24 protein-coding genes are annotated in these 22,336 nt (G+C 56.1%); 7 read left to right on the forward strand and 17 right to left on the reverse strand.

Translation table 11 applies throughout. The annotated features are described in order from the left end of the window. Nucleotide 1 precedes the first annotated feature (1 nt). The 3 genes from ACIQ20_RS03430 (at nucleotide 2) to ACIQ20_RS03440 (ending at nucleotide 3,829) form a co-directional block, all read left to right on the forward strand. Nucleotides 2-2,455, forward strand: a complete 2,454-nt coding sequence (locus tag ACIQ20_RS03430) for a cation-translocating P-type ATPase (RefSeq protein ID WP_395777463.1) — start codon at nucleotides 2-4, stop codon at nucleotides 2,453-2,455. A 67-nt stretch (nucleotides 2,456-2,522) separates the two neighbouring features. Then, complete coding sequence (locus ACIQ20_RS03435) at nucleotides 2,523-3,419, forward strand: haloalkane dehalogenase (RefSeq protein WP_395777529.1); 897 nt, start codon at nucleotides 2,523-2,525, stop codon at nucleotides 3,417-3,419. Next, nucleotides 3,416-3,829 carry a DUF1330 domain-containing protein gene (locus ACIQ20_RS03440; RefSeq protein ID WP_395777465.1) on the forward strand — a complete coding sequence of 138 codons (414 nt, stop codon included), beginning with the start codon at nucleotides 3,416-3,418 and terminating at the stop codon, nucleotides 3,827-3,829. The genes ACIQ20_RS03435 and ACIQ20_RS03440 overlap by 4 nt, the downstream gene beginning before the upstream one ends. On the opposite strand, the gene ACIQ20_RS03445 is transcribed toward ACIQ20_RS03440, so the two are convergent. From ACIQ20_RS03445 to phnG, 9 genes are all read right to left on the reverse strand, one after another. After that, the gene (locus ACIQ20_RS03445; RefSeq protein WP_395777467.1) at nucleotides 3,826-4,524 is read right to left on the reverse strand and encodes a DUF1045 domain-containing protein; all 699 of its coding nucleotides are present in this window, start codon (nucleotides 4,522-4,524) and stop codon (nucleotides 3,826-3,828) included. The two genes, ACIQ20_RS03440 and ACIQ20_RS03445, sit on opposite strands and share 4 nt — an antisense overlap. Further along, a complete protein-coding gene (locus ACIQ20_RS03450; protein WP_395777469.1) occupies nucleotides 4,521-5,666 on the reverse strand; it encodes an alpha-D-ribose 1-methylphosphonate 5-triphosphate diphosphatase in 1,146 nt (381 codons plus the stop codon). Before ACIQ20_RS03450 ends, ACIQ20_RS03445 begins: the two co-directional genes overlap by 4 nt. Before the next feature lie 100 nt (nucleotides 5,667-5,766). Further along, a complete protein-coding gene (locus tag ACIQ20_RS03455; protein WP_395777471.1) occupies nucleotides 5,767-6,099 on the reverse strand; it encodes a hypothetical protein in 333 nt (110 codons plus the stop codon). Then, nucleotides 6,096-6,800: a phosphonate C-P lyase system protein PhnL gene (gene phnL / locus ACIQ20_RS03460; protein ID WP_395777473.1), complete on the reverse strand. Its 705-nt coding sequence runs from the start codon at nucleotides 6,798-6,800 to the stop codon at nucleotides 6,096-6,098. The genes ACIQ20_RS03455 and phnL overlap by 4 nt, the downstream gene beginning before the upstream one ends. A gap of 49 nt (nucleotides 6,801-6,849) precedes the next feature. Continuing rightward, entirely contained in the window at nucleotides 6,850-7,668 is an 819-nt protein-coding gene (gene phnK / locus ACIQ20_RS03465) for a phosphonate C-P lyase system protein PhnK (RefSeq protein ID WP_395777475.1), read from the reverse strand. Nucleotides 7,669-7,670: 2 nt separating this feature from the next. Further along, nucleotides 7,671-8,612 (reverse strand): alpha-D-ribose 1-methylphosphonate 5-phosphate C-P-lyase PhnJ, encoded by a 942-nt coding sequence (locus ACIQ20_RS03470; RefSeq protein WP_395777477.1) that lies wholly within the window; start codon nucleotides 8,610-8,612, stop codon nucleotides 7,671-7,673. Beyond that, nucleotides 8,609-9,742: a carbon-phosphorus lyase complex subunit PhnI gene (locus ACIQ20_RS03475; protein ID WP_395777479.1), complete on the reverse strand. Its 1,134-nt coding sequence runs from the start codon at nucleotides 9,740-9,742 to the stop codon at nucleotides 8,609-8,611. Before ACIQ20_RS03475 ends, ACIQ20_RS03470 begins: the two co-directional genes overlap by 4 nt. A gap of 2 nt (nucleotides 9,743-9,744) precedes the next feature. Continuing rightward, complete coding sequence (gene phnH, locus ACIQ20_RS03480; protein ID WP_395777481.1) at nucleotides 9,745-10,362, reverse strand: phosphonate C-P lyase system protein PhnH; 618 nt, start codon at nucleotides 10,360-10,362, stop codon at nucleotides 9,745-9,747. A gap of 2 nt (nucleotides 10,363-10,364) precedes the next feature. Continuing rightward, entirely contained in the window at nucleotides 10,365-10,850 is a 486-nt protein-coding gene (phnG, locus tag ACIQ20_RS03485) for a phosphonate C-P lyase system protein PhnG (protein WP_395777483.1), read from the reverse strand. Nucleotides 10,851-10,986: 136 nt separating this feature from the next. Between phnG and phnF the strand changes: the two genes are divergently transcribed. The 4 genes from phnF (at nucleotide 10,987) to ACIQ20_RS03505 (ending at nucleotide 15,564) form a co-directional block, all read left to right on the forward strand. Beyond that, the gene (gene phnF, locus ACIQ20_RS03490) at nucleotides 10,987-11,739 is read left to right on the forward strand and encodes a phosphonate metabolism transcriptional regulator PhnF (RefSeq protein ID WP_395777485.1); all 753 of its coding nucleotides are present in this window, start codon (nucleotides 10,987-10,989) and stop codon (nucleotides 11,737-11,739) included. Nucleotides 11,740-11,784: 45 nt separating this feature from the next. Next, on the forward strand, nucleotides 11,785-12,918 hold the full coding sequence (locus ACIQ20_RS03495; RefSeq protein ID WP_395777487.1) for an alpha-D-ribose 1-methylphosphonate 5-triphosphate diphosphatase: 1,134 nt from the start codon (nucleotides 11,785-11,787) through the stop codon (nucleotides 12,916-12,918). After that, the gene (locus ACIQ20_RS03500) at nucleotides 12,918-13,655 is read left to right on the forward strand and encodes an endonuclease/exonuclease/phosphatase family protein (RefSeq protein WP_395777489.1); all 738 of its coding nucleotides are present in this window, start codon (nucleotides 12,918-12,920) and stop codon (nucleotides 13,653-13,655) included. Before ACIQ20_RS03495 ends, ACIQ20_RS03500 begins: the two co-directional genes overlap by 1 nt. Nucleotides 13,656-13,752: 97 nt before the next feature. Beyond that, nucleotides 13,753-15,564: an ABC transporter ATP-binding protein gene (locus ACIQ20_RS03505; protein WP_395777491.1), complete on the forward strand. Its 1,812-nt coding sequence runs from the start codon at nucleotides 13,753-13,755 to the stop codon at nucleotides 15,562-15,564. Nucleotides 15,565-15,572: 8 nt separating this feature from the next. Here ACIQ20_RS03505 and ACIQ20_RS03510 read toward each other — a convergent pair whose 3' ends face one another. From ACIQ20_RS03510 to ACIQ20_RS03545, 8 genes are all read right to left on the reverse strand, one after another. Beyond that, nucleotides 15,573-16,397: a transglutaminase-like domain-containing protein gene (locus ACIQ20_RS03510; protein WP_395777493.1), complete on the reverse strand. Its 825-nt coding sequence runs from the start codon at nucleotides 16,395-16,397 to the stop codon at nucleotides 15,573-15,575. Beyond that, nucleotides 16,397-16,942 carry a phosphonate metabolism protein/1,5-bisphosphokinase (PRPP-forming) PhnN gene (gene phnN / locus ACIQ20_RS03515; RefSeq protein ID WP_395777495.1) on the reverse strand — a complete coding sequence of 182 codons (546 nt, stop codon included), beginning with the start codon at nucleotides 16,940-16,942 and terminating at the stop codon, nucleotides 16,397-16,399. Before phnN ends, ACIQ20_RS03510 begins: the two co-directional genes overlap by 1 nt. Nucleotides 16,943-16,957: 15 nt before the next feature. Continuing rightward, nucleotides 16,958-17,647: a DapH/DapD/GlmU-related protein gene (locus tag ACIQ20_RS03520; protein ID WP_313588077.1), complete on the reverse strand. Its 690-nt coding sequence runs from the start codon at nucleotides 17,645-17,647 to the stop codon at nucleotides 16,958-16,960. Beyond that, nucleotides 17,644-18,435: a phosphonate ABC transporter ATP-binding protein gene (gene phnC, locus ACIQ20_RS03525; RefSeq protein ID WP_395777498.1), complete on the reverse strand. Its 792-nt coding sequence runs from the start codon at nucleotides 18,433-18,435 to the stop codon at nucleotides 17,644-17,646. Before phnC ends, ACIQ20_RS03520 begins: the two co-directional genes overlap by 4 nt. A 112-nt stretch (nucleotides 18,436-18,547) precedes the next feature. After that, nucleotides 18,548-19,411, reverse strand: coding sequence for a phosphonate ABC transporter, permease protein PhnE (gene phnE, locus ACIQ20_RS03530; RefSeq protein WP_395777501.1), 864 nt, complete (start codon nucleotides 19,409-19,411; stop codon nucleotides 18,548-18,550). Further along, nucleotides 19,408-20,310, reverse strand: coding sequence for a phosphonate ABC transporter, permease protein PhnE (gene phnE, locus ACIQ20_RS03535; protein WP_395777503.1), 903 nt, complete (start codon nucleotides 20,308-20,310; stop codon nucleotides 19,408-19,410). Before phnE (ACIQ20_RS03535) ends, phnE (ACIQ20_RS03530) begins: the two co-directional genes overlap by 4 nt. 1 nt (nucleotide 20,311) lies before the next feature. Then, entirely contained in the window at nucleotides 20,312-21,160 is an 849-nt protein-coding gene (locus ACIQ20_RS03540; protein ID WP_395777505.1) for a PhnD/SsuA/transferrin family substrate-binding protein, read from the reverse strand. Next, on the reverse strand, nucleotides 21,157-22,143 hold the full coding sequence (locus ACIQ20_RS03545; RefSeq protein WP_395777507.1) for a phosphate/phosphite/phosphonate ABC transporter substrate-binding protein: 987 nt from the start codon (nucleotides 22,141-22,143) through the stop codon (nucleotides 21,157-21,159). The genes ACIQ20_RS03540 and ACIQ20_RS03545 overlap by 4 nt, the downstream gene beginning before the upstream one ends. Nucleotides 22,144-22,336 lie beyond the last annotated feature (193 nt).

Below are 22,336 nucleotides of genomic sequence, written 5' to 3' on the forward strand. Positions count from 1 at the left end.
CATGCCCGTTCCAGCTCATGGCCTCACCCAAGCGGAGGCCGACCAAGGGCTCGAGGAGTTCGGGCCGAACAGTCTGGCAGTCGTTCAGGACCGCTCTGTACTTCGGATTTTAATCGGCACCCTCAAAGAACCGATGTTCCTGTTCATGCTGTCGGCCGCCGCGCTTTATCTTGTCGTTGGCGATCTAGCAGAAGGGGCATTTCTCGTCCTTGCGGCCTGTGTGTCCATGGGCCTAGTAATCTTTCAAGACGCGCGGTCCGAAAGGGCATTGCACGCCTTGCGCGACCTGGCCGCACCCCACGCGCACGTGATCCGTGACGGTCAAACGCGCCTGATACCTGCCGAACAATTGGTACCCGGTGATGTGGTCATTCCCAATCCGGGAGAACGCTTCCCTGCTGACGCCGACCTGATCTCAGACCATCTGCTGATGATGGATGAGGCGGTGCTAACAGGGGAGTCAGCCCCGGCACCCAAGGCCTTGGGTCAGGATATTGCGCTATATGCTGGCACATTGGTCGTCAGCGGCGAGGGTTTGGCTGTGGTCACCCAAACCGGCGGCAACACCCAAATGGGCATGATTGGGACGGCCCTTTCCGGCGAGATTGAGCAAACACCTTTGCAGGTAAGTACAGGTCGCTTGGTGATCTGGCTGAGCTTTGGAGCTCTAGTAATTTGTCTCGCCATCGTCGCAGCCTATGGACTGCTGCGCGGCGACTGGGTGGCCGGTGGGCTGGCAGGCCTTACAGCCGCGATCGCCCTTTTGCCTGAGGAATTCCCGCTTGTGCTGGCTGTCTTTCTCGCGATGGGCTCCCAACGTCTGGCCCAGCATCATGTATTGGTGCGCCGCGCGGCTGTGGTGGAGACTCTTGGTGCAATTACCCTGTTGTGCGTTGATAAGACCGGGACCCTGACCCAGAACCAAATGCAAGTCACGCAAGTGTGGTCCCTAGAGGAGACCCAGCACGATGACGTCTTGCGGGTTGGTGCTTTGGCGAGCGCTGTTCACCCAATTGACCCCATGGATAAAGCCATCCAAGCGGCAGCCAAGTCTCTTGCCAATGGCGGACCAAGACTGGCAGATTTCACACTCAAGCATGTCAGCCCGCTTGTGCCGCAACGGTTAGCTGTCATCCAAAGCTGGCAGCATGAGGGGCACACCATTTGGGCAACTAAGGGCGCGCCAGAGGCGGTGATCCATTTGTGCCCGGGACTTTCACCAGAGGCCCGCGCGCGCATCGAAACCGAGTTGGACGCCATGGCATCCTCTGGCCTGCGGGTTCTAGCCTGTGCTCAAGCAATGACAGATAGTCTGACCGGAGCGAAGATTGAAGATGTCCGATTTGAATTCGTTGGCCTGCTGGGCTTCATTGATCCTTTGCGCGAAGACGTGCCCGCAGCATTAGCCGAAGCCCGCCAAGCCGGGATTGAGATCGCGATGATCACGGGCGACTTAACCGCAACCGCGCTCGCCATTGCAAAAGCGGCTGGACTGGATGTTGGCGCAGGTGTTTTGACCGGGCAAGAGATTGAGGATTTATCGTCTGAAGCCCTTCAAGCGCGCCTCGCCCATGTGCGCATTTTCGCACGCGTACGACCCGAGGCGAAGTTGAAACTAATCTTGGCGTTTCAGGCTTTGGGCCATGTGGTGGCGATGACTGGCGATGGAGTCAATGACGCGCCAGCCTTGGAAGCCGCCCATGTCGGGATAGCGATGGGCCAGCGCGGGACCGATGTGGCGCGGGAGGCGGCTGACCTTGTTTTGCTCGACGATAGCTTTGCTTCCATCATCTCAGGCGTTCGCTTAGGGCGTCGCATTTTTGCCAATTTGCGAAAGGCGTTGGGCTATGTGTTGGCGATCCATATTCCCATCGCAGGCTTGGCACTCCTCCCCATCTTATTAGGTCTGCCGCCAATGCTGTTCCCGATGCATATCGTGGTGATGGAGTTGATGATCGACCCCATCTCCTCCCTCGTATTTGAGGCGGAGCCGAGCGAGGCTTCCGCGATGGTACAACCACCTCGCGCCTTGAAGGAGCCCTTGTTTGGCATGACGCAAATGGCATGGGCCGCGCTTCAGGGTCTTGTTCTGCTTGGTGGCGTCTTGGGGCTTTATTTCTGGGTGGTCAGCACAGGTATCCCCGAAACCACGGCACGCTCCATGGGCTATGTCTGCTTGGTGACCGGCAATGTGACCCTCGCGCTCGTGGACGGCTATGAGCCTTCAATCGGTCCGTTTGACCGCCGGCATCGCTTGTTATGGATCGTGGCACTGCTTGTTACTTCGACCTTGGCTGCCATCCTCTATGTGCCGTGGTTGGGGGCAATCTTTAAGATGGCTCCGTTGGGGGGCGAGGATTTGTCTTTGGCACTGGGGGTTGCCTTTCTGGCCGGGGGCTGGTCCGTCGTCGTTCGCATCGTCGCCAAGCGCCTCGTCCTGCAATCAGAAACTTGATTGACCTTCCCGCAGAAATATGACACGTTTAGTGTCAATTATTGAGCGGTGGGAAGGGAGTATGAGCTTGAAAGTTTTACGCACGCCAGATGCGGCATTTGAGGCGGTTAAAGGCTTTGATTTCCAACCCTGCTATCTGACCATCAAAGACCCAGAAACCCTGACGCCCATGCGTGTCCATTATATCGACGAAGGGCCACGCGACGCTCCGATTGTGTTGATGTTGCATGGCGAGCCGACGTGGAGCTATCTCTACCGGCACATGATTGGTCCAGTGACCGCCCAAGGCTTACGTGCGATCGCCCCTGATCTGATCGGCTTTGGCCGCTCTGATAAGCCGGCGTCGAAGCAGGATTATAGCTACGCCCGCCACGTTGCTTGGATGCGCCTCTGGCTTGAGACCTTGGATCTGAAGAACATCACTTTGGTCTGTCAGGACTGGGGATCGCTGATTGGACTTCGCCTTTTGGCCGAAATGCCAGACCGTTTTGCTGGCGTGGTTCTTTCCAATGGCGGCCTCCCTGCAGGACAGCGCGGCCCCACCGCCTTTAAGATTTGGCGCGCATTCTCACAGTTCAGCCCGGTCTTCCCAATTGGCAAGATTGTTCAGGGTGGCACAAAGCGTAGGCTATCGGCGGCGGAGATTGCCGCCTATGACGCGCCCTTCCCCGATTCCAGCTACAAAGCCGGTGCACGAATTTTCCCGTCCTTTGTGCCCATCGGCGACAATGTGGCAGTTCCGGACCAGTTAGAAGCCTGGAAGGTCTTAGATGCTTGGGAAAAGCCTTTCCTGTGCTGCTTTAGCGACGGCGACCCTGTCACACGCGGCGGACAGCGCCTCTTCGTGGGCCGGGTCCCCGGCACAGCCAATCAACCTCACACCACGCTGCGTGGGGGCCATTTCATCCAAGAAGATGATCCAGCGGGCTTCGTTTCCTCTATTTTGAAAGTTGTAAAACCATGAATGTGACCAATGAAGTTTTCCCAAACCCAGAACGTGCAAAAGCCTTCTTTGGCGGCGAAGAAGATGGGCCATTTTGTATGGTCAATCTGTTGAAGTTCAAGGAGAAGGCGACCTATCCCGATGGGGCAGAGCCTGAACTGACGGGCCGTGAAGCCTATATGCGCTATGGCATGGCCGTCGTGGCGTGTGTCGAAGCCGTTGGCGGCAAAGCGCGCTTTTCCGGCATGGTCACCGATCTGATGCTGGGGCAAGTCGAAGAGCTGTGGGACATGGTGGCAATTGCCGAATACCCCTCCCGCGCCGCCATGTTGGCCATGGTGCAATCGCCGGACTATCAAGCCATCGAAGCCCACCGCATGGCAGGCCTTGCGGGTCAGTTGAACATTCGCACCAAGATGATGGGTGGCTAAACGCCCGGTCCCGTCAGGGGCTGCAAGTCTAGGATCGTGAATGGCTGATCGCGGGCTTCCTGCTTGAAGATAGCCAAGCTTTCGAAGTCATGTGGGCCGGCAAAGTCTTGGAAATGGTCTTGCAAGACCGCCAAGACTTGGGCCCGGAGCGCTTGATCGGAGATACGCTCCGTCAGCGTCATGTGAAAGCGAAAGTCATCAAAAATATAGGGATAGCCATATTCCCGTAACTGGATTTCATGACGTGGATTGATGCCCGCATGAAGTCGACGATTGAGATCGAAGTCGCTCAAAGGTGCGCGGAAGCCATCAAGGGCAACCACACAATCGGTGTGCAGCGCCTGCATCTGCAATGAACGCTCTGCCAGCACAAAAGCTAAGAATGGCCCCAGAGCCGCAACCTGAATATCTGCTTGGAAAGGCGCATGGCGGCTGGTTAGCGCGCTAAAGGCTGACAGAAGGCCCGCCTCATCTTGCTCAGGGTGCAACTCAAAAGGGGCCTTCAGCGTTGCGTGGAAGCCATAGTGACGCGCGTCTTGCGTTAATTGATCGAGATCGATCCCCTCTAGGCCGACAAGATCCGGGCGCTCACACACTGTGTTGGTGAACGCATCCCGCCCAAGCCAAGCAGAGGCTGCCGTGCTGAGAGGGTGCGCCGCTGAGGGCGCATAATAAATCGCGTAACGGGGGATCATCCCACTGCTTGTCCTTCACGCCAAACAGAGCGGACAATGGGCCAACCGTTGGGCGAAAGATAGACCCGAACCATATCGGCCCGCTGCCCCACTTTAATCTCGCCGCGATCGGTCAGACCACACACATGAGCTGGGTTTTTGGCTACTGTATCGATTGCCCGTTGGATCGGCCAATTGAACGGGGCCTCTGCCAACATGAAAGCTGCCCGGATCATCGACAACGGCACATAGTCTGACGACAAAATGTCCAACAAGTCTTTTGCCGCGCAGGCACGCGCACTTAAATTGCCAGAGTGGGAGGCACCGCGGACAAAGTTTGGGCCACCCATCACATTGAGCAAGCCGAGTTCGCGGGCGCGCTTGGCGGCATCTAAACTGACTGGGAACTCAGCCGCGACACAGCCATCTTGGTGGCTTTCGTTGACATGCTCAATCGTCGCATCATCATGACTCATCAATGCAATGCCAAACTCTTGGGCCAAGGCCACGATGGTCTCGCGGTTTTTCGGCCCAGCCGAAGGGTCGCGCCAATTGGTCTCGGTGGCCAGCATAGACGCCACTTCTTCCTTTGCCGTACCGGCCTTTTCGAGCCGGTCTTTAAAGCGATTGAGGTCGGCCGTTTGGCGTTGGCCGGGGGTATGATCCATTACCGAAAGCAGCTTGAGCCGGGGGTTGTCGAGATGGGGCTCCACCAAGCTCAATAGCTCAGGGTTTGTGATCTCACAGCGTAAATGGAGCAAATGCTCTGCCCGCAGCAAACCTTCAGAACCAGCTTGATCCATGGCCGCAATCATCGGGGCCAAAGCCTCTTTGCGGTCTAGGCCATCTTTGCGACCATGCAGACTGAGGCTGTCAAAGACGGTCGTGATCCCCGCCATGATGCATTGGCCATCATGAGCTAAGGCCGCACCCAAACTATCCCAGCGCGCACCCGGACGTGGCTGATAATGCTTTTCCAGATTGTCGGTATGAATGTCGACAAGTCCAGGGATGAGAAGGTCATCGCCGCAATCAACCGCGTCGCTATTTGCGTGGGTCGCAGCCTCAATAGCGGCGATTGCGCCATCTTCCACATGAACATGACCACTGAGGACGCCTTGCGGTGTTACGATCTGTTGGGAAAAAATTGCATGGTTCGTCATCGGAAGTCTCCGTTTCCGGTATGTTGATTTAGTTTAATCATGTCACAAGACGCCCCTATGACGGTCGCAAGAGCGTACCAACAACATCGGCGCGTCTTGTTCATTTCAGGGTTTCGCCGACGCGGACCAGCGTTCCATCTGGATCCACCAGCCGAAACTCATCCGCGCCCCAGTCCATGCGCAGTAATGCTGCCCCGGCTTCGCTCGCCCCTGCGGGCACATTGTCGCCGCGCAGATAAACCCTCTGACCAATTCCTGTTTGAGGATTGGCCACAGACGCAAACTGAAGCTCTACCTGGCCAGACTGCAAAATCAACAAATCAGGATAGGTTCGCGCCACGCTGAAACCGAGCCGACCATAGAATGCGGCGGTCGCCGCAAAGTCGAACGATGGCAAGACAGGGCTTGCCGAAGTGGCACGCCAAGCGCTCACGCCGCGGCCTTGTATTCCGACACGTTGAACAAACGCGTCGCCACCGCATCACGCACATCATGGTCATGGAAAATGCCGACCATGGCGGCACCCTTGGCCAAGGCCGCATTGATCAGTTCCACAACGATAGCGCGATTGGCGGCGTCTAGCGAAGCTGTAGGCTCATCCAACAAAAGGACCGGATACTCGCGGATAAAGCTGCGCGCGATATTGACGCGTTGTTGCTCCCCGCCAGAGAAAGTTGACGGCGGCAGATCCCAATGGGCTTCTGGCAAACGCAAAGCCTGCAGAAGGGTGATCGCCCGCTCGCGGGCTTCTTCCAGCTCGACACCATTTTCAAGAAGGGGCTCAATGACGAGATCGAGTGTCGATACCCGTGGGATGACACGCAGGAACTGGCTGACATAGCCTAAGGTCCGTCGTCTGATCTCCAGCACCTGATGGGGTGGTGCTTTGGTGATATCAACGAGTGCGCCGTCGTGGCTGACGAAAACCCCGCCCGACGTAGGCAGATAATTGCCATAGATGGTCCGCATTAGGGTCGACTTTCCGACCCCGGATTCACCTGCCAAGACGACGCACTCGCCCGGCATGACTTCCAGCTTGAGTGCCTCAAAGACGCCAATCGACGTGGCACCTTGATTGTGAAGGGTGAAGATCTTGCTGAGATCATCGACGCGGATGGCGGCTTCTTGGGTCATGGAAGGATCGTTTCAAACAAAGGCCAAAGAGGATAGAACTCAATATGCGTTAGATTTGCAGCACACTTGAGACCAATAATTGGGTGTAGGGATGTTGCGGGTCGTCAAGCACTTGATCGGCAAGGCCTGTCTCAACCACATGACCGCCCTTCATCACCATCAAGCGATCCGCCATCAGGCGGGCGACAGCCATGTCATGCGTCACGATGATCGCGGCTAGCCCGAGGTCACGCACCAGCTCGCGCAACAAGTCCAACAAACGTGCTTGTACGGAGACATCTAGGCCGCCGGTCGGCTCGTCCATGAAGACAAGGCGCGGGTTGTGGATTAGATTGCGGGCAATCTGAATGCGCTGTTGCATACCGCCGGAAAAGTTACGTGGCTTATCGTCAACCCGGCCCAGATCAAGCTCAACCCGGCTCAGCCAATCCATCGTGGATTGGCGCATGTCGCCATAATGGCGCCGACCGAGGTTCATCAATGGCTCAGCGACATTGGCACCGCCTGACACGCGCATTCTTAGGCCGTCGCGTGGATTTTGATGCACAAAGCCCCAATCTTCGCGCTGCATGCGACGCCGGTCTGGCTCAGACAAATCATAAATGTCGACCAAGCCATGACGACGGGAGTTGAAGGCAATGGACCCAGTGGTAGGGGCCAGCTTGCCGGAAATGCAGTTTAGAAGGGTGGTTTTGCCGGAGCCGCTTTCACCTACGATGCCGAGAACTTCACCGGGCCGCATCTCAAAGCTAATATCCAAGCAGCCGGCGACATGGCCGTAATATTTGGTCAAGTTCGCGACACGCAAAAGCGGTTCCACTGCGCCGACAGATTGGGAAGAAGTCGGCCGATCTAAAACTTCAGTCATGGCTATACTTCCTCTGCCGCGATTTCGGTTTCAATGTGTGCGAGGGCGTGGCCAGCCATCGGGCCTGCGTGGCCTTTCTCGCGGCGGTCTGCGCAATAATGGCTGTCGGAGCAGACAAACATATGCTGGCCCTTATCGTCGAGGACGACCTCGTCGAGATAGGAGTCGTTCGCGCCGCATAAGGCGCAAACCTCGTCCCAGCTTTGTGTCTCAAACGGATAATCTTCAAAGTCCAAGCTACGCACCCGCGTAAAGGGTGGGACCGCATAAATGCGCTTTTCACGACCGGCGCCAAACAACAGGATGGCTGGGTTCATGTGCATTTTAGGATTGTCAAACTTAGGAATTGGCGATGGGCTCATCAAATAGCGCTCATCAATCATCACCGGATAGCCAGCTGTTGCCGCAATCCGTCCGTAGGCGGATATGTTTTCATAAAGCGAGACATATTGCAGACCATATTCAGCGTAAGCATGCATGGCCCGTGTCTCGGTTTCGCGTGGCTCCAAGCCTCGCAAAGGTTCGGGCTGCGGCACTTGGAACACCATGATTTGGCCATCCGCCAAGGGCTGCTCAGGGATGCGGTGCCGCGACTGGATGATCGTTGCTTCGCTGGTGTCTTCGGTTGTGGCGACGTCGGCCACTGTCGCGAAAAACCGGCGGATGGAGACGGCATTGGTGGTGTCATCGGCCCCTTGGTCAATGCACTTGTAAACGTCTTCAGGGCCAATGATTGCTGCGGTCAGTTGGATACCGCCTGTACCCCAACCGTAAGGCACAGGCATTTCACGCGAGCCAAAGGGGACTTGATAGCCGGGTATGGCCAAAGCCTTCAAAATAGCCCGGCGGATCATCCGCTTGGTCTGCTCATCTAGATAGGCGTAGGTGTAATAACGGTCTTCTGGCGCGGCATTGGGGCGCGCATGTGCGTCCGTAGCGGTCATTCTGCGGCCTCCTTCATATGCGCTGTTTGCTCTGCCAAAGCTTTTGCTTTGGCGTCAAAGAACTCGCGACGTAGGCGACGCAAGAATTGAAGGTCGGCTTGGAAATCGACGTAATGCGGCAGTTTGAGGTGCTGGACAAAGCCTGACGCTTCCACCACGTCGGAGTGATAGAGCACAAACTCCTCATCCTGACAGGGAGCTTGGCCTTCTTCGCCCAACTCACGGCCACGAAGCGCGCGGTCGACAATCGACATGCTCATTGCTTTGCGTTCATTGTGGCCAAAGGTCAGGCCATAGCCACGCGTATATTGCGGGGCCTGCTCGGCAGAGCCTGCAAAGCCTGACAACATAATGCATTCCGTCATCGGCAAGTCTGCCAACTCAATCTCAAAGCCAAGTTCATCAGGTGTAAAGCCGACACTGACTTCACCCATGCGAATCTCTCCGCACAAGGGGTGGGTCGAGCCCCAACCGCGCTGGCTAGAATAAGCAAGGCTCAATAAGAAGCCTTCATCGCCGCGTGCGAGGGCTTGCAAACGCTGGTCGCGATCGGCTGGAAACGCCATCGGCTCGCGGGTCAAGTCATAGGGTTGTTCTGAAGCATCTGTAAGCGGATCGCCCTCCAACAAGCCTTCATGGGCAAAGACTTGGGCAATGGTCGCCAATTGTGTCGGCATAATTTCTTCAGATACCTGAGCCGGCGGGACTTCATGGCCGCCTTCGGCTGCTAGCTTAAAGTCCAACAGACGGTGGGTGTAATCAAACGTTGGCCCCAAAACCTGCCCACCTGGAATGTCCTTGAAAGCAGCAGAAACGCGGCGCTGGACGGCCATGTTCGCAGTTTCAATCGGCGTCGAAGCACCAAAGCGCGGCAAAGTCGTCCGGTAGGCGCGCAATAGGAAGATGGCTTCTGGGAGATCGCCGCGCGCCTGCTTGATGGCCAAGGCGGCCAAAACTGGATCATAGCAAGAGCCTTCAGCCATCACGCGATCCACGGCCAAGCTCATTTGTTCGCGAATTTGAGCCACGCTCAACTCTGGAACGGAGGTGTCGCCACGGCGCACTTCGCCCAGCCAAGTGTGGGCGTTGGTGATGGCGCGCTCGCCGCCCTTAACTGCTACATAAGCCATGCTTATTCCCCTTTAGACTGAATGCGGGTGGTACGCGGGATGGATACAAGCGTGGCTTCCGCACACAGCATCACGTCAATCCCGAATTGAAAATGGGCTATAAGGTCGGCGCGTTCTGACCAAAAGCTATCTGGCAGGCCTTGCGGCGCAATTTCTGCGATCGTTTCAATCCCTGGCCCTTCGAGCAACAGATTCGGACCTGCCTCAAGATCCGGCACCATCACAATCACGGTTGTTGCAAGATCTGGATACTTAGCATCACCTTGGTTGAAACCCGACAACATCTGAGCGGCGAGCCCCGCGTGCGATACAACGGCAAACGCGGCTTCTTCAGCATGATCGGTCAACGGACAGGACGTGTGGAACCGAAGCCAACTCTCGATCGCGCCGCCGCGGAGACTCGGCTCTAGCCAAACCAACGTGTCTTGGTCGGCCAAGGTTAGAAGAACAGCTGCTGCCGCCTGATTGAGACCGACTGGTGGCGTCAAAGCCTTACCAAGCTCTACCCGTGTCCCGGGCTGGGCTGTAGCGGTTAGGAGCGCGCGAAAGACGCTTTGGCTGTCACGGACAGGCTCGGAAAATCCAGGGCGCAATTCTGCAAGATTAAGGGGGGCGTTCATGACTAGGCCTTCCGGTCTCGGACCATGGTGAAAAACTCGACCTGTGTAGCCTTTGCCTTGCGACTGGTGGCGTCACGGCGCTCATCGGCGGTTTGTCGCAAAGGCTCAATCAGACCGTCGCGCACTTGGTCGTGCCAAACTGAGGACTGCAGCATGGCATCAGCAACAGCTGCGACATAAGCATGCGCCTTATCTCGACCGGCGACATAACCAATGCCCGTCTCTCCAGTGGCCAAACGGATCGCACAGCGCGTTACCGTCATTTCGCCAAGGTTAAACGGATTGCCTGCGCCACCCGTACGGCCACGCACCATCACCATGCCGGTTTCAGCAGGGCGCAGCACTTGGCTTTCTGGCGCAACCACATCCTCCCAGAGCTTGAGTACTTCTGAGGCGGGGGCCTTTGCTAGGGTCGACAACCAGCCCTGGCGGGCGGTACTGCCCGCGAGGGCATTGTCAACAAATTCGTCTGTGTACGATTGAGTCATGGCGAACAACTTTTGAATTGATTGTAATTGGACTTGCATTATGCTATCGGTTCATTAGTATAAATTCAACAGATTTATTGTGTCATTGCTGTGACGTAATATAAATTTGTTGGTTATCATGTAAAAAGGCAATAAAATGTCAATTATTATTGATGAAAAAAGCCAATCAACAACAAATTGGCGAGCAATCGTCCAGTGGCTCGAAGTAGAAATTTCTGAGCGTCGATTGGTACCGGGCGACAAATTGCCAACTGAGCTACAAATCTGTGAGCGGTTTTCGACAAATCGTCATACGACTCGCCGCGCGCTGGCGCACCTGCAGTCCAAGGGGCTGGTCGAATCGACCCAAGGGCGGGGCAGCTTCGTCCGGCGGCCGACCTTGATCTACAGTATCGGCAAACGAACTCGGTTTTCTGCAGGCCTTCAAGAGCAAGCCGCTAACCCTGAAACGAAGACTTTGACATTAGATACCCGCCCAGCAGAGCCACATGTGGCGGCCGCACTTGGGTTGAAAGGTGGGTCCCCAACAATCTTTTTGGAGCGCCTCGGATTTGCCAATGGTCAAGTCATCTCGGTTGCTAGACATTGGTTTGCGTTTGAACGTTTCCCCACGTTTGCTGTTTTTTATGCGCGATCAAAGTCGATTACCCAAACCCTGATTGATTGTGGCGTGCCGGATTATACGCGCCTACGCACGAAGATCAGTTCGCGGCTACCAACCGCGCAGGAATCCCAGCTTCTACACGTGCCCAGACATATTCCTTTATTGGTGACACATGCTTGGAACGTCGATGGCCTTGGCCGACCGCTAGAATATGGCGAAGCCCGAATGGCCTCTGACCGTGTGGAAATAACCATCGAAAATGAACGACTGCCAAACCTAGACTAATCTCTCGCCAATTTCCTCCTAACCTCCAACAGTAATGAGCCGAACGTGACCATCCAACTTTCACAAGCCAAAATCGTAACGCCCACCGGGGTGATTCAAGGAAGCCTTTCTCTCAAAGGCGGGGAAATCTTAGACATTGTCGAAGGTCCAAGCCAACATGGTGAGGATTGTGATGGGGATTGGTTGATCCCTGGCATTATTGATATTCATACCGACAATCTGGAGCGTCACTTCTTCCCGCGCGCCAATATCGATTGGAACCCCGTTTCTGCCGCTGTGGTCCATGATGGCCTATGCATCAGCGTTGGTGTGACGACCGTCTTCGACTCCTTGTCGATCGGTTCCTTTGGCTCGGGCTCGGCGCGTACGCCCGACAATTTGATCCGGCTGACCGATGCCTTGCACGAAGCACATGACAAACAGCTATTGAAAGCAACCCACCGCCTGCACTGGCGATGCGAGGCCCCCTCTGACGTCATGGCGGATTGGCTACCAGACTTCGCGGATGCGCCGTTGACCGGCTTGTTCTCGCTGATGGATCACACCCCGGGCCAACGCCAATATCGAAACATCGATAAGTTCCTCGATATGTGGCGGCGGGAAGGACTAACCGAAGCAGCGATTGAAGACCGATTAGCAGAGCGCCGCGCCAATGTTGCCCGCCATGATGCGGCTAATCGGCGTCTCGTGGTCGAAGTTGCTAAAGCACGTGGCGTGCCGATCGCCAGCCATGACGATGAATCCATCGCCCATATCAACGAAGCCGCAGATCTTGGTGCCACCATTGCGGAATTCCCAGTGACGATGGAAGCAGCCCATGCGGCCCAAGCTCGTGGGATGCATATTGTCATGGGCGGGCCAAACCTTATCCGCGGTGGCTCTTACTCTGGCAATGTGCCGGCCAAGGATTTGATCGCGGCAGGCCTGCCAATTGGCTTTGCTTCAGACTATGTGCCCCGAAGCTTGATTGAGTGCGCCTTTGCCCTTGCCGCTGGCCCTTGGCAGTGGCCGATCGAACAGGCAGTAGATACCGTAACGGGTCTGCCTGCTCGCGCTGTTGGCCTGCATGATCGCGGCAGTTTGGAAGTCGGCAAACGTGCCGATGTTGTTCGCGTAAAAGTTGTCGATGGCCACGCCCTTGTGCGCGGCGTCTGGACGGGGGGCGTCCGCGTCGGCTGATGCGTGTTCTGACCCTCAACATCTGGAAAGACGAGGGTGACTTAGCTGCCCGCCTTGAGATGATCGCAGAAGAATGCCGCCTCTTGCAGCCAGACATGATTTGTCTGCAGGAGGTTTATGCGGACGCGACGATGGATGCAGGGAAATGGCTGGCCGACGCATTGGGCATGACCCGAGTAGCGGTCCCGGCTCGCACAAAGCAAAGGTCAGGCGTTCTTTCGAGCTCTGGCCTCGCTATTTTGTCGCGACTGCCGCTCTTGGCGGAAGAAAGTCTAGACCTGCCAACAAGTGCCGCCGATGGCGGCCGAAAGGCACTCTATGGTGATTTTGAAACATCCAAGGGACCGCTCCGTATTGTCTCACTCCACTTGTCTCATTTAAAGGCGGAGGAAGGTGACTTGCTGCGCAGCCAGCAATTGGCAGCGATTTGGTCTTGGGCGAGCGAGGGCTGGGATCACCCCATCCTTCTAGCTGGCGACTTCAACGCCACGCGCAAAGCCGCATGCTTTGACTGGTTGGCCCAGCAGGGCACGATCACTGGCACCGACAGCTTATTGCCGCAGGCGACAAGCCTACGCCATCAGCCCAATGCTCTGATCGATCACATCCTCTTGGCAGGCCGAGGTGGCTGGGAGTTAATCGGCGCAGAGCTTTGCTTTACAGGAATTGATGCCACAACCGGATGCTTTGCCAGCGACCACTTCGGCATTTTGGCAAGCTTTAATCCAATTGACTGAAGTATACCGCGATTTACTGTCACAAATCGTCTGATTACGGCACCATTTTGTTTGGCCATGTCACGGGCCTGTCGTGCAAGCGCCATAAGCCAAATCCATGTCCCAACAAAGTAATCATGCGCGCCACTCATGGCGCGAAACCATTGGATTCTGCGCTCGCTATTGGGCGCAAGAAAGACCACTTTTGTCCGTCGTCGTCGTGCTGACGCTCGTGATGGTCGCCGCGGAAGTCTGCATCCCGCTTTCAGCGGGCCATTTGGTTGATAGGCTGACCAAAGTTGCCGCGGGCGGCCTAAGCGACGAAAGCGCTGGGCAAGCAGCGCTGATGGCCGTTGGCCTCATGACTGGGATTTCGGCCGTCTATTATGTGCTGGGCAATATTTCGACCCGTGTTTACCACCGCGCTGCAGCGCGCTGTATGGCTAAAGTCATTGAAGACGGGTTCGCGCGGATTCAGCATTTTTCCTCAGATTGGCATGCCAATACGTTTGCCGGTGCAACCGTCCATAAGCTGACGCGCGGCCGTTGGTCTTATGAGCACATCTCCGACATTTTATGGCAGCAATTCTTCCCACTCGGCTTGGTCATTCTAGGCCTTGCTGGCGTGATGCTGGTTCGCTTCCCCGTAGTGGGGATCGTGTTTTTGGTGATGGTTGTCGTCTATGTGGTCGCTTCTTTTGTGATCGCCATCCGCTATGTGCGTCCAGCCAACGTGGTGGCAGCAGCCGCTGATTCTCGTATTGGTGCTGCGGTGGCCGACGCCGTCTCCAACAATAATGCGGTCAAAGCGTTTGGGGCAGAGAAGCGCGAGACCGAGCGGTTTGAGCAGGTTACTGGTAAATGGCGGTCCCTCGCGGTTATATCCTGGCGCAAGGCTTTGGATATGGGCCTGATCCAGCATTTTTTGTGGTTGAGCTTACAAGCTGCCATGCTGGTTTTGCTGATCGGACTTTCAACGCGCGGGCAAGCTACGCCGGGTGACGTTGCCTTTGTGATCACTGCCAACTTCCAATTGGGCGGCAGTTTGCGCAAAGTAGGCGATCACATCCGAATGCTTCAGCGCGCGAGCGCAGAGCTGGCCGATATCATCGAATTTGATCGCGCGCCGCTCGGCGTCGAGGACGTCGATCAAGCGCCAGACTTTCAGCCGGGTCTGGGTGAGATCATCTTCGACCAAGTCCAGTTTTCCTATCCGGGGTCACAGGGCGGCAAAGCTTCCCTGTATCAGAATCTCGATCTTCGCATCGCGCCGGGCGAAAAGATTGCACTGGTTGGCCCCTCTGGGTCTGGCAAGTCTACCTTCGTCAAACTCATCCAGCGCCTCTATGACCTAAAGTCCGGCACCATTTGGATTGACGCCCAAGATATCGCACAAGTCCAGCAAGCAAGTCTGCGCCGTGCAATCTCGATCGTGCCGCAAGAGCCAATCCTGTTCCATCGCAGTCTGGCAGATAACATCGCTTATGCGCATCCTAATGCGCCGATGGAAGCCATCATTCAGGCAGCAAAGCGTGCGTATGCCCATGATTTCATCGAGGCCTTACCGGAAGGCTACCAAACCTTGGTGGGAGAGCGTGGCGTGAAGCTTTCTGGCGGAGAGCGTCAGCGCGTTGCCATTGCCCGTGCCTTTTTGGCGGACGCCAATATCGTCATCTTCGATGAGGCGACCTCCAGCCTCGATACGGTGACCGAGCGACTGATCCAAGCGGCGATGGCCGATCTGATGGTCGATCGCACCACAATCATCGTGGCACACCGCTTGTCGACCATTAAGGACGTGGATCGGATCTTGGTGTTTGAACGTGGCAGGATTATTGAGCAAGGTCATCACCAAGCGCTCTTAGCGATCCCAGAAGGTGCTTATGCCCGCCTTCATGCGGTCCACGCGGAAGATCAATTTATTGGGTAAGACCTAATCTAGTTCAGGATTCGGGCCAGCGTGCGTAGCTTTTGACCGGCGCTTTGCCCTGTCAAACCATGAAAGCCTGACAACGACGGATAGCTCACCACGCCGTCTGGCCCAGAAAACTCAGGCCCACGCCCAATACTGAGCGCAAAGCGGCGGCCGGGCTTTGGATTGAGCTTTGGCGTGATTTCGCGAACGCCATATTGGACATGATGCGAGATATCCCAATGATGGGACACCCCTTCGCACTTCAGATTAAGCCAACAATGCCCGGTGGACCACTGTTCACGTGGTTCGGCGATGTGCACGCCAATGATGTAGGCGGCCGGCACGCCAATCGCGCGCAAAGCCGCGACAGCTAACGTATGCATATCCACACAGGTGCCGGGCGTAAGGCCGCACTCCAAAGCGGGCATGGCATCTTCACCCGTCCCCAAATGCGTCTCGCGCACACCATAGGTAAAGTGGTCCCCAACATATTGGATGAGGGCGGGTACACGGATTTGTAAGGGTGCTTCGGCCACTTCTTCCGCGATTTGATCCATCAAAGCCTGCGACGATCTTTCAAAGGCGCTTAGACCGGGCATGAATGCCTCATCGCTTAATCCGGGGCCCGGCTCGTCAAAGGCCATACGGACCAAGGGTTGATCGCCAGCTTTCAAAGCGAATTGATAGGCTGCAATCCGGCCTTGTAGGTCTTGCACGATGGCTTGCGGCTCTCTGCCTTCAAATGTGACGCTCGTGATCTTTTGCTCCCACGTGTCGGGGGCAACTGGGAAGAGGTAGAGGCCTGCATCTTGAACGGGCGCTTCCAGAAACGCTTCAAACACAGCCATTATGACGTCTCCAGGATTTCAACCAGCTTCGAAACACCAGCATTTAAGCTCGCATCATTGTTCAAGAAAACAACATCTGGGCCCGTCACATCATAAGCAGCGGCACGCGCGATGCGGTCAGCGATCTCAGAAGTTGTTTCACGGCCGCGGGCAATTAAGCGCTGCTCGATGACCTTACTGGGGGCTGCAATTGAAACAACGACCAAGGACGAAAACTGCTGACGCGCCTCGTCTAAAATCGCGCGGGAGACATTGACCACGACCTGTTGGCCTCGCCCTAGCCTAGCCGCAATGTCAGAGGGAACGCCATAGGAAAGACCATGGGCGTTCCAGAAAAGCGCAAATTCACCTCTCTGTCGTTTTAGCTCAAATTCAGACGGCTCAATGGCAATGTGATCTTCCCCACCAGCATCCTGTGGCCGCGTGATGAAGCGTTGGGGGAAGTGATAAATAGGGTCGCTTGAAAGCTCGGCCTTAGCCCCCTCAAGCAGCGAGTCCTTGCCAACACCAGAGGGCCCGACGATCAAGAACAAGGTTCCAGTCATGGCTTGTAACGCCGATTAAGAATGTTTCTCAACGAAGGCATCGGCATCCAAATCCCTAAAATCTTGCAGCGCTTCAGCCAGCTTTTCGTGCTCCCAATCCCACCAAGCTAGGGCAAGAAGGCCGTCTTGAACCGCTTTAGGAAACCGCTCGCGGATAGGCTTTGAGGGTACCCCGCCAACAATCGTAAAGGGGGCCACGTCTTTTGACACAACTGCCCCGGCGCCGACAACTGCACCAGTTCCAACGCTAACACCTGCAAGAATGGTTGCCCCGTGCCCGATCCAGACATCGTGTCCGATCGTCACATCGTCTGCGCGCCGCCACTCAAAGAAGTCATCATCGTCCTGGTCGCCCAAATGATAAGAGACGGAGCGATAGGTGAAGTGATGGAGGGCCGCCTTCCACGTCGGGTGGTTGCCGGGATTAAGGCGTGTGTCGCGCGCGATGGAGCAGAATTTGCCAATCGTGGTATAAGCGGTGCTAGAGTCTGTCACGATGTAACTATAAGCGCCCATCTCTGTTTCCATCAAAGATGTACGGGCCCCGACGCGAGTCCAAGGACCTAAGATGCAGTCCCGGACATGGGCCTCCGGCGAGATACCCGGTTCAGATTCTAGCGGCTTTTCAGCGGCCGGATCAGGCTTCCAGTGCTCAAAATAGCGATAGTCCGGCGGCAAGATCCGCCCAGCGAGCCTGCCCGTCACGCAACAGCCTCCAAGAGCTCTTCTGCCTCGTTCCGTGCACCTGATCCTTCGATGACATGGCGGCCGTAAATCGCGTCGACCACGGAGGCGTTGAGGTCATCAGGCGTGCCATCAAACACGATCTCACCGTCCGCCATGCCGATAATCCGTGGACAGAACCGGCGTGCAATATCCAGTGCATGCAGATTGACCAGAACCGTAATATTGCGCTCTCGATTAATGGTGGACAATGTTTCCATCACCGTCTGGGCATTGGCTGGGTCGAGAGAGGCAATAGGCTCGTCCGCCAAAATGATTTCAGGCAATTGCATCAAGGTCCGCGCGATGGCGACACGCTGCTGCTGCCCGCCCGACAAGGTATTGCACCGCTGCAAAGCCGTATGAGACATGCCCAAGGCGTGCAATTCCAAAATCGCGCGTGCGCGTTCTTCTGCCGGGAAGAGCTTAAGCATCGGGGCCACACCACGTTGACGGGCTAGGCTGCCAATCAAAACATTGGTTAAAACGTCGAGACGTGGCGACAAATTGAACTGCTGAAACACCATGCCACAGGTCGCACGCCACTGACTAAGCGCTTTACCGCGCAACTCCGTCACCGGCTTGCCATGCCAGGTTATTGCGCCCTCATTCGTGTCGCAAAGACGATTAATCAACCGCAGAAGCGTGGACTTACCAGCCCCGGAACGGCCAATAATACCAACCATCGAGCCTGCAGGGATTTGTAAGGATACATCCTGCACTGCATGGGTTGAACCAAAGCGCTTCGTCACCGACTTAAGTTCCAGCACGTATGCCTCCTATTGCTGACTTGAGGCTAAAGCTGGCTCGTGAAACCTATGTGACGGTCGGGCCTGACTCTTACGATTAGGGTGCTGATTTGTCGGGAGCACCGATGATTCCTCAGCCGTGCACTAATTTTGAACGGATATTCTCCGAGACATGGTCGAGCGCCATGACGCAGAGCACATAGGCAATGACGATCCAAGCAACCTGATCAAAGGCAAAGATGCGGATGCGCTCTTCCAGTTCAAACCCGATCCCGCCTGCCCCGACGATGCCCAAGATCGCAGCGTTGCGGAAATTGGACTCCAACATATAGAGCGACTGGCTGGCCATCACCGGCAAAACCTCTGGCAACAGGCCAAAGCGAATAGCTGCTCGGCGCTGGCCACCCGTGGCACGAATGCCTTCCTGCGGGCGCGGGTCACTATTCTCAATTGCCTCGGCATAAAGCTTAGCGATGCGCGGGATATCGGTAAGCGCTAGCGCGATAACACCGCCGAAGGGTCCTAGCCCAAAGGCGACGATCAGAATAAGTGCCCAGACAAGGGCGGGAATGGCGCGAAAGACGTCAAAGCTTCGCCGGATGAGAAAGTGCAGCGCCTCATTCGAAACAAAGGTTTTAGCGCCGAGCAATCCCAAAGGTATAGCACCCAGAACACCCAAGAAGGTCCCTGCGACCGCCATTGCAAACGTCGCGGCCAAGGCTTGCAGGATCCGAACTTCCTCGCCAGCGGCGTTAGGCGGAAACATGCCACCCATGAAGTCGGCCAGTTTCGAGAGGCCCTTGGCAAAGGCAGCCGGCGTCATATCTACCCCGATACACAGGGCGACGAACACAGCGCTCAATCCAATCCACAGGGCAAGGCGACGTGCGTGGACAGTCAATGGTGTGTCCACCAGATGCGGCGCGATTGCGCGCGCAACCTGCATCTGATGGGCGGTGACTTGGGGAGGCGTGGCAAGGGTTGCGCTGGTAGTCATGCCGTCGCCTCCAAGCCGATCAAACGGTGGCGGATAGCCTCCGACACAAGGTCAATCAGGATAATCAACCCAATGATTAAGATCAGAAGGGCAAAATAGGTATCAAACTCGGTATAGGTAATCGCGCGAGACAATTCGATCCCGATGCCGCCAGCCCCAACCACGCCTAAGGCGGCGGCCCCGCCAACATTAATCTCCAAACGCAGCAGCCCGTAGGACGCATAATGGGGCAAGACTTGAGGTAGAATACCAAAGCGCACCTGTGCCCACCAAGAGCCGCCAACCGCCTTTACCGCCTCAACGGGCCGCATATCGGCTGCTTCATTGGCCTCAGAATAGAGTTTTCCGAGACTTGCCATGGTCCCCAAGGCAATAGCTATCACACCCGGCAATGGGCCGACGCCAAAGGCCGCGACCAAGATTAGCGCTACAATCAAATCCGGCAGGGTACGGATGACTTCTAGCGTGCGGCGGGTCAGCCAGTAAATATAGGGCGATGGCGAGAGGTTTTTTGAGGCCAAGAGTGAGGCCCAAAATCCCCCGAAAATGCCAAACAAGGTCGCAACAATGGCGATCTGAACCGTCTCCCACAACAGGGCCAGCCACGTTGGCATGTCATAGAACCAAGAGGACAGTGAGCCAGCCGTCCCACGATCCTCAAACAGCGCCTCGGGCTTAAGGTCTGGGATCATGATACTGAGGAGATTGGCAATCCGCCCCCAAGGGTCGCTGCCTTGGCTGCCAGAGAAGAACCCGCTGACCTGGAAGCACACGGCAATCAGCGCACTGAAGCCAATCAAAACGACGACTTGCTGGGTGCGCTGGCGCAGCAGGGTCACCCGCCGCTGCGCTTCAAACTCCCGAATGACTTGGGCCTTTACGGCTTCTTGTTGTGGCACGTTAGCGAACACCCTTTTGCATAGCAGTCGCCTCTGTCGGGTCTAAGGCTATGCCACCACCAAGTTTGGCGGCCAAAAAGGCCATGGCTTCCGGACGCTCTTGATGTAGCGCGATATGGATGCCGACTAATTGATAGCGATCAGCTTCCGGCAGGTCATTTCTGACGACAAGGCCTGTCTGCGCCGTGGGGCGTCCACGCCACGCCTCAACGACATCGCCACAGACAACCACCTTGGGATCATCACCACGGCAGAGCCTTTGGCGCGCACCTGCTGTGATGATTAGCGCATCGCCCTGCCCGGCGCGCAATGCCGCAAGGCCTGCTTGCTCATCCGCGACAAAAAGCTCTGGTTTAAAGCTTTTGGTATCCGCGCCAAAGTCGGCCAAGCCTTGCAAAGGCACTTGGTGGCTGGCCGCTACTTTAGAAATGAAAATAGGCCGACTGCCAGCAAGCTTAACGGGCGTATCTCGGCCTGAAGTTTTGAGCGTCAAAGCGACGGCGAGAACGCGACCCGTTATAGCGTCAGCCCGCGGTGCCAGAATTGGGCGGGCGATTTTGGTGACGGCTTCAAAAGATGGTTGATCCAAAGCAGCCAAGTCCAACTGCCCATCTTGCAGGGCTGTGGCCACGGCTTTGCCATCTTGATAGCCACAGAGCACCACCGGCTTACCCAGTCGTCCTTCAAGATGCTTGCGGTAAGCTGCGGCTGCCGCGTCACTTGGCGCGGTGGAACAACCAGATTCTGCAAGGCCCACGATGCCAACTCGAAAGCCTGCCGGGGGTGTCTGTGCTGTGGCGGGCTGCATCAAGGCCAGCAGAATAAGGATGAAACCAAGAATGCGGATCATGGCTTAGCACTCCCATTGTTTGGCTTCTGGGCCGGGGCAGCACGGCGTTCGGCGATTTCTGCGCGTCGCATATCCACACCCACTTGATAGTCAGCGGGTGTAACAGGTTGAAAATCAGATCCCTCCAAGAGATTAAGTTCCACCATCAATTGCGGGCTTTCGTAGGGTAGCGCAGCCATAGCCCCACGGGTGACATCTTGGAACGCTTGTGGACGGTCGGTCCGAATGACAAAGGGCGAGTTTGGCATTGGCCCTGCTGTCCAAACGATGCGATAATCAGACATTTTTACGGCACCACGTCGCGCCAAGGTATATAGTGAACCAGCTGTAAATCCTGTTTCTGGTGTTCCTCCGGAAGCAAACATGAAAACCGCATCAAACTGCCCGTTTGCTAAAGCCAGTACGCTTTGGGTGTGTCCGCCGCTCATGGCGGTTTTGCTAAAGAAGGTATCTGGATCAACCCCTTGCTGGCGCAAGGACCAGCGCGGGAACAAATATCCCGATGTTGAATTGAAATCGACATAGCCCAAGGATTTGCCACGCAAGTCCTCCAAGGTGCGGTAAGGGCTGTCCGCCCGTACGATGAGCGCCGAATAATAACCAGAAAAGCCTTCGGCCGTCCGCGACGCCAAGAAAGGCGTTACCTTATCGCCCATTTGCTCGCGCGCATTGGCATAGGCAGTATTACCCATCTGAGCGAGTTCGAGCTGGCCCGAAGCCATCGCTTGAATAATGCCGTTATAGTCTGGGGCTTGGAAAACTACGACTTCCAGTCCGGTGACGCGGCTGAGGTATTTTTGATAGGTCGTCCAGCGGGCCAAAGTCATACCGCTGTCTTCTCCTTGAGAAGCACCAATGCGCAATTGGCCGACTTCTTTCTGCCAGCCCGTAAGCTCGGTATCTGGCTTGTCAGAGCCACAGGCAGAGAGCCCTGAGAAGAAAAGCACGACGCAAAGCGACTTGAGCCAGGTTGATTTTTGCACCTGCTTTACCCCCACTATCTTTGAAGCTTTCATGCCTGAAAATCATGTCAGTGGCGCGACGGAAAGAAACAATCCCCGCCCAACCTACAGCCGATTTGTGGGGCATTGACGGCCCTTGTTTCGTGCGATCATCAAAAAGAAAGGGCCTGCCGGTTCAAACCGACAGGCCCTAAACTTTAAGATCAGGTCGTCA

It is taken from the genome of Aquidulcibacter sp., assembly GCF_044346625.1.
Classification (GTDB): Bacteria; Pseudomonadota; Alphaproteobacteria; order Caulobacterales; family Aquidulcibacteraceae; genus Aquidulcibacter.

Coding starts and splice junctions, on each gene's coding strand:
- ACIQ20_RS03430 (WP_395777463.1), top strand. CDS start 2: ATGCCCGTTCCAGCTCATGGCCTCACCCAAGCGGAGGCCGACCAAGGG.
- ACIQ20_RS03440 (WP_395777465.1), top strand. CDS start 3,416: ATGAATGTGACCAATGAAGTTTTCCCAAACCCAGAACGTGCAAAAGCC.
- ACIQ20_RS03445 (WP_395777467.1), bottom strand. CDS start 4,524: ATGATCCCCCGTTACGCGATTTATTATGCGCCCTCAGCGGCGCACCCT.
- ACIQ20_RS03450 (WP_395777469.1), bottom strand. CDS start 5,666: ATGACGAACCATGCAATTTTTTCCCAACAGATCGTAACACCGCAAGGC.
- phnL (WP_395777473.1), bottom strand. CDS start 6,800: ATGACCCAAGAAGCCGCCATCCGCGTCGATGATCTCAGCAAGATCTTC.
- phnK (WP_395777475.1), bottom strand. CDS start 7,668: ATGACTGAAGTTTTAGATCGGCCGACTTCTTCCCAATCTGTCGGCGCA.
- ACIQ20_RS03470 (WP_395777477.1), bottom strand. CDS start 8,612: ATGACCGCTACGGACGCACATGCGCGCCCCAATGCCGCGCCAGAAGAC.
- ACIQ20_RS03475 (WP_395777479.1), bottom strand. CDS start 9,742: ATGGCTTATGTAGCAGTTAAGGGCGGCGAGCGCGCCATCACCAACGCC.
- phnH (WP_395777481.1), bottom strand. CDS start 10,362: ATGAACGCCCCCCTTAATCTTGCAGAATTGCGCCCTGGATTTTCCGAG.
- phnG (WP_395777483.1), bottom strand. CDS start 10,850: ATGACTCAATCGTACACAGACGAATTTGTTGACAATGCCCTCGCGGGC.
- phnF (WP_395777485.1), top strand. CDS start 10,987: ATGTCAATTATTATTGATGAAAAAAGCCAATCAACAACAAATTGGCGA.
- ACIQ20_RS03500 (WP_395777489.1), top strand. CDS start 12,918: ATGCGTGTTCTGACCCTCAACATCTGGAAAGACGAGGGTGACTTAGCT.
- ACIQ20_RS03505 (WP_395777491.1), top strand. CDS start 13,753: ATGTCCCAACAAAGTAATCATGCGCGCCACTCATGGCGCGAAACCATT.
- ACIQ20_RS03510 (WP_395777493.1), bottom strand. CDS start 16,397: ATGGCTGTGTTTGAAGCGTTTCTGGAAGCGCCCGTTCAAGATGCAGGC.
- phnN (WP_395777495.1), bottom strand. CDS start 16,942: ATGACTGGAACCTTGTTCTTGATCGTCGGGCCCTCTGGTGTTGGCAAG.
- phnE (WP_395777501.1), bottom strand. CDS start 19,411: ATGACTACCAGCGCAACCCTTGCCACGCCTCCCCAAGTCACCGCCCAT.
- ACIQ20_RS03540 (WP_395777505.1), bottom strand. CDS start 21,160: ATGATCCGCATTCTTGGTTTCATCCTTATTCTGCTGGCCTTGATGCAG.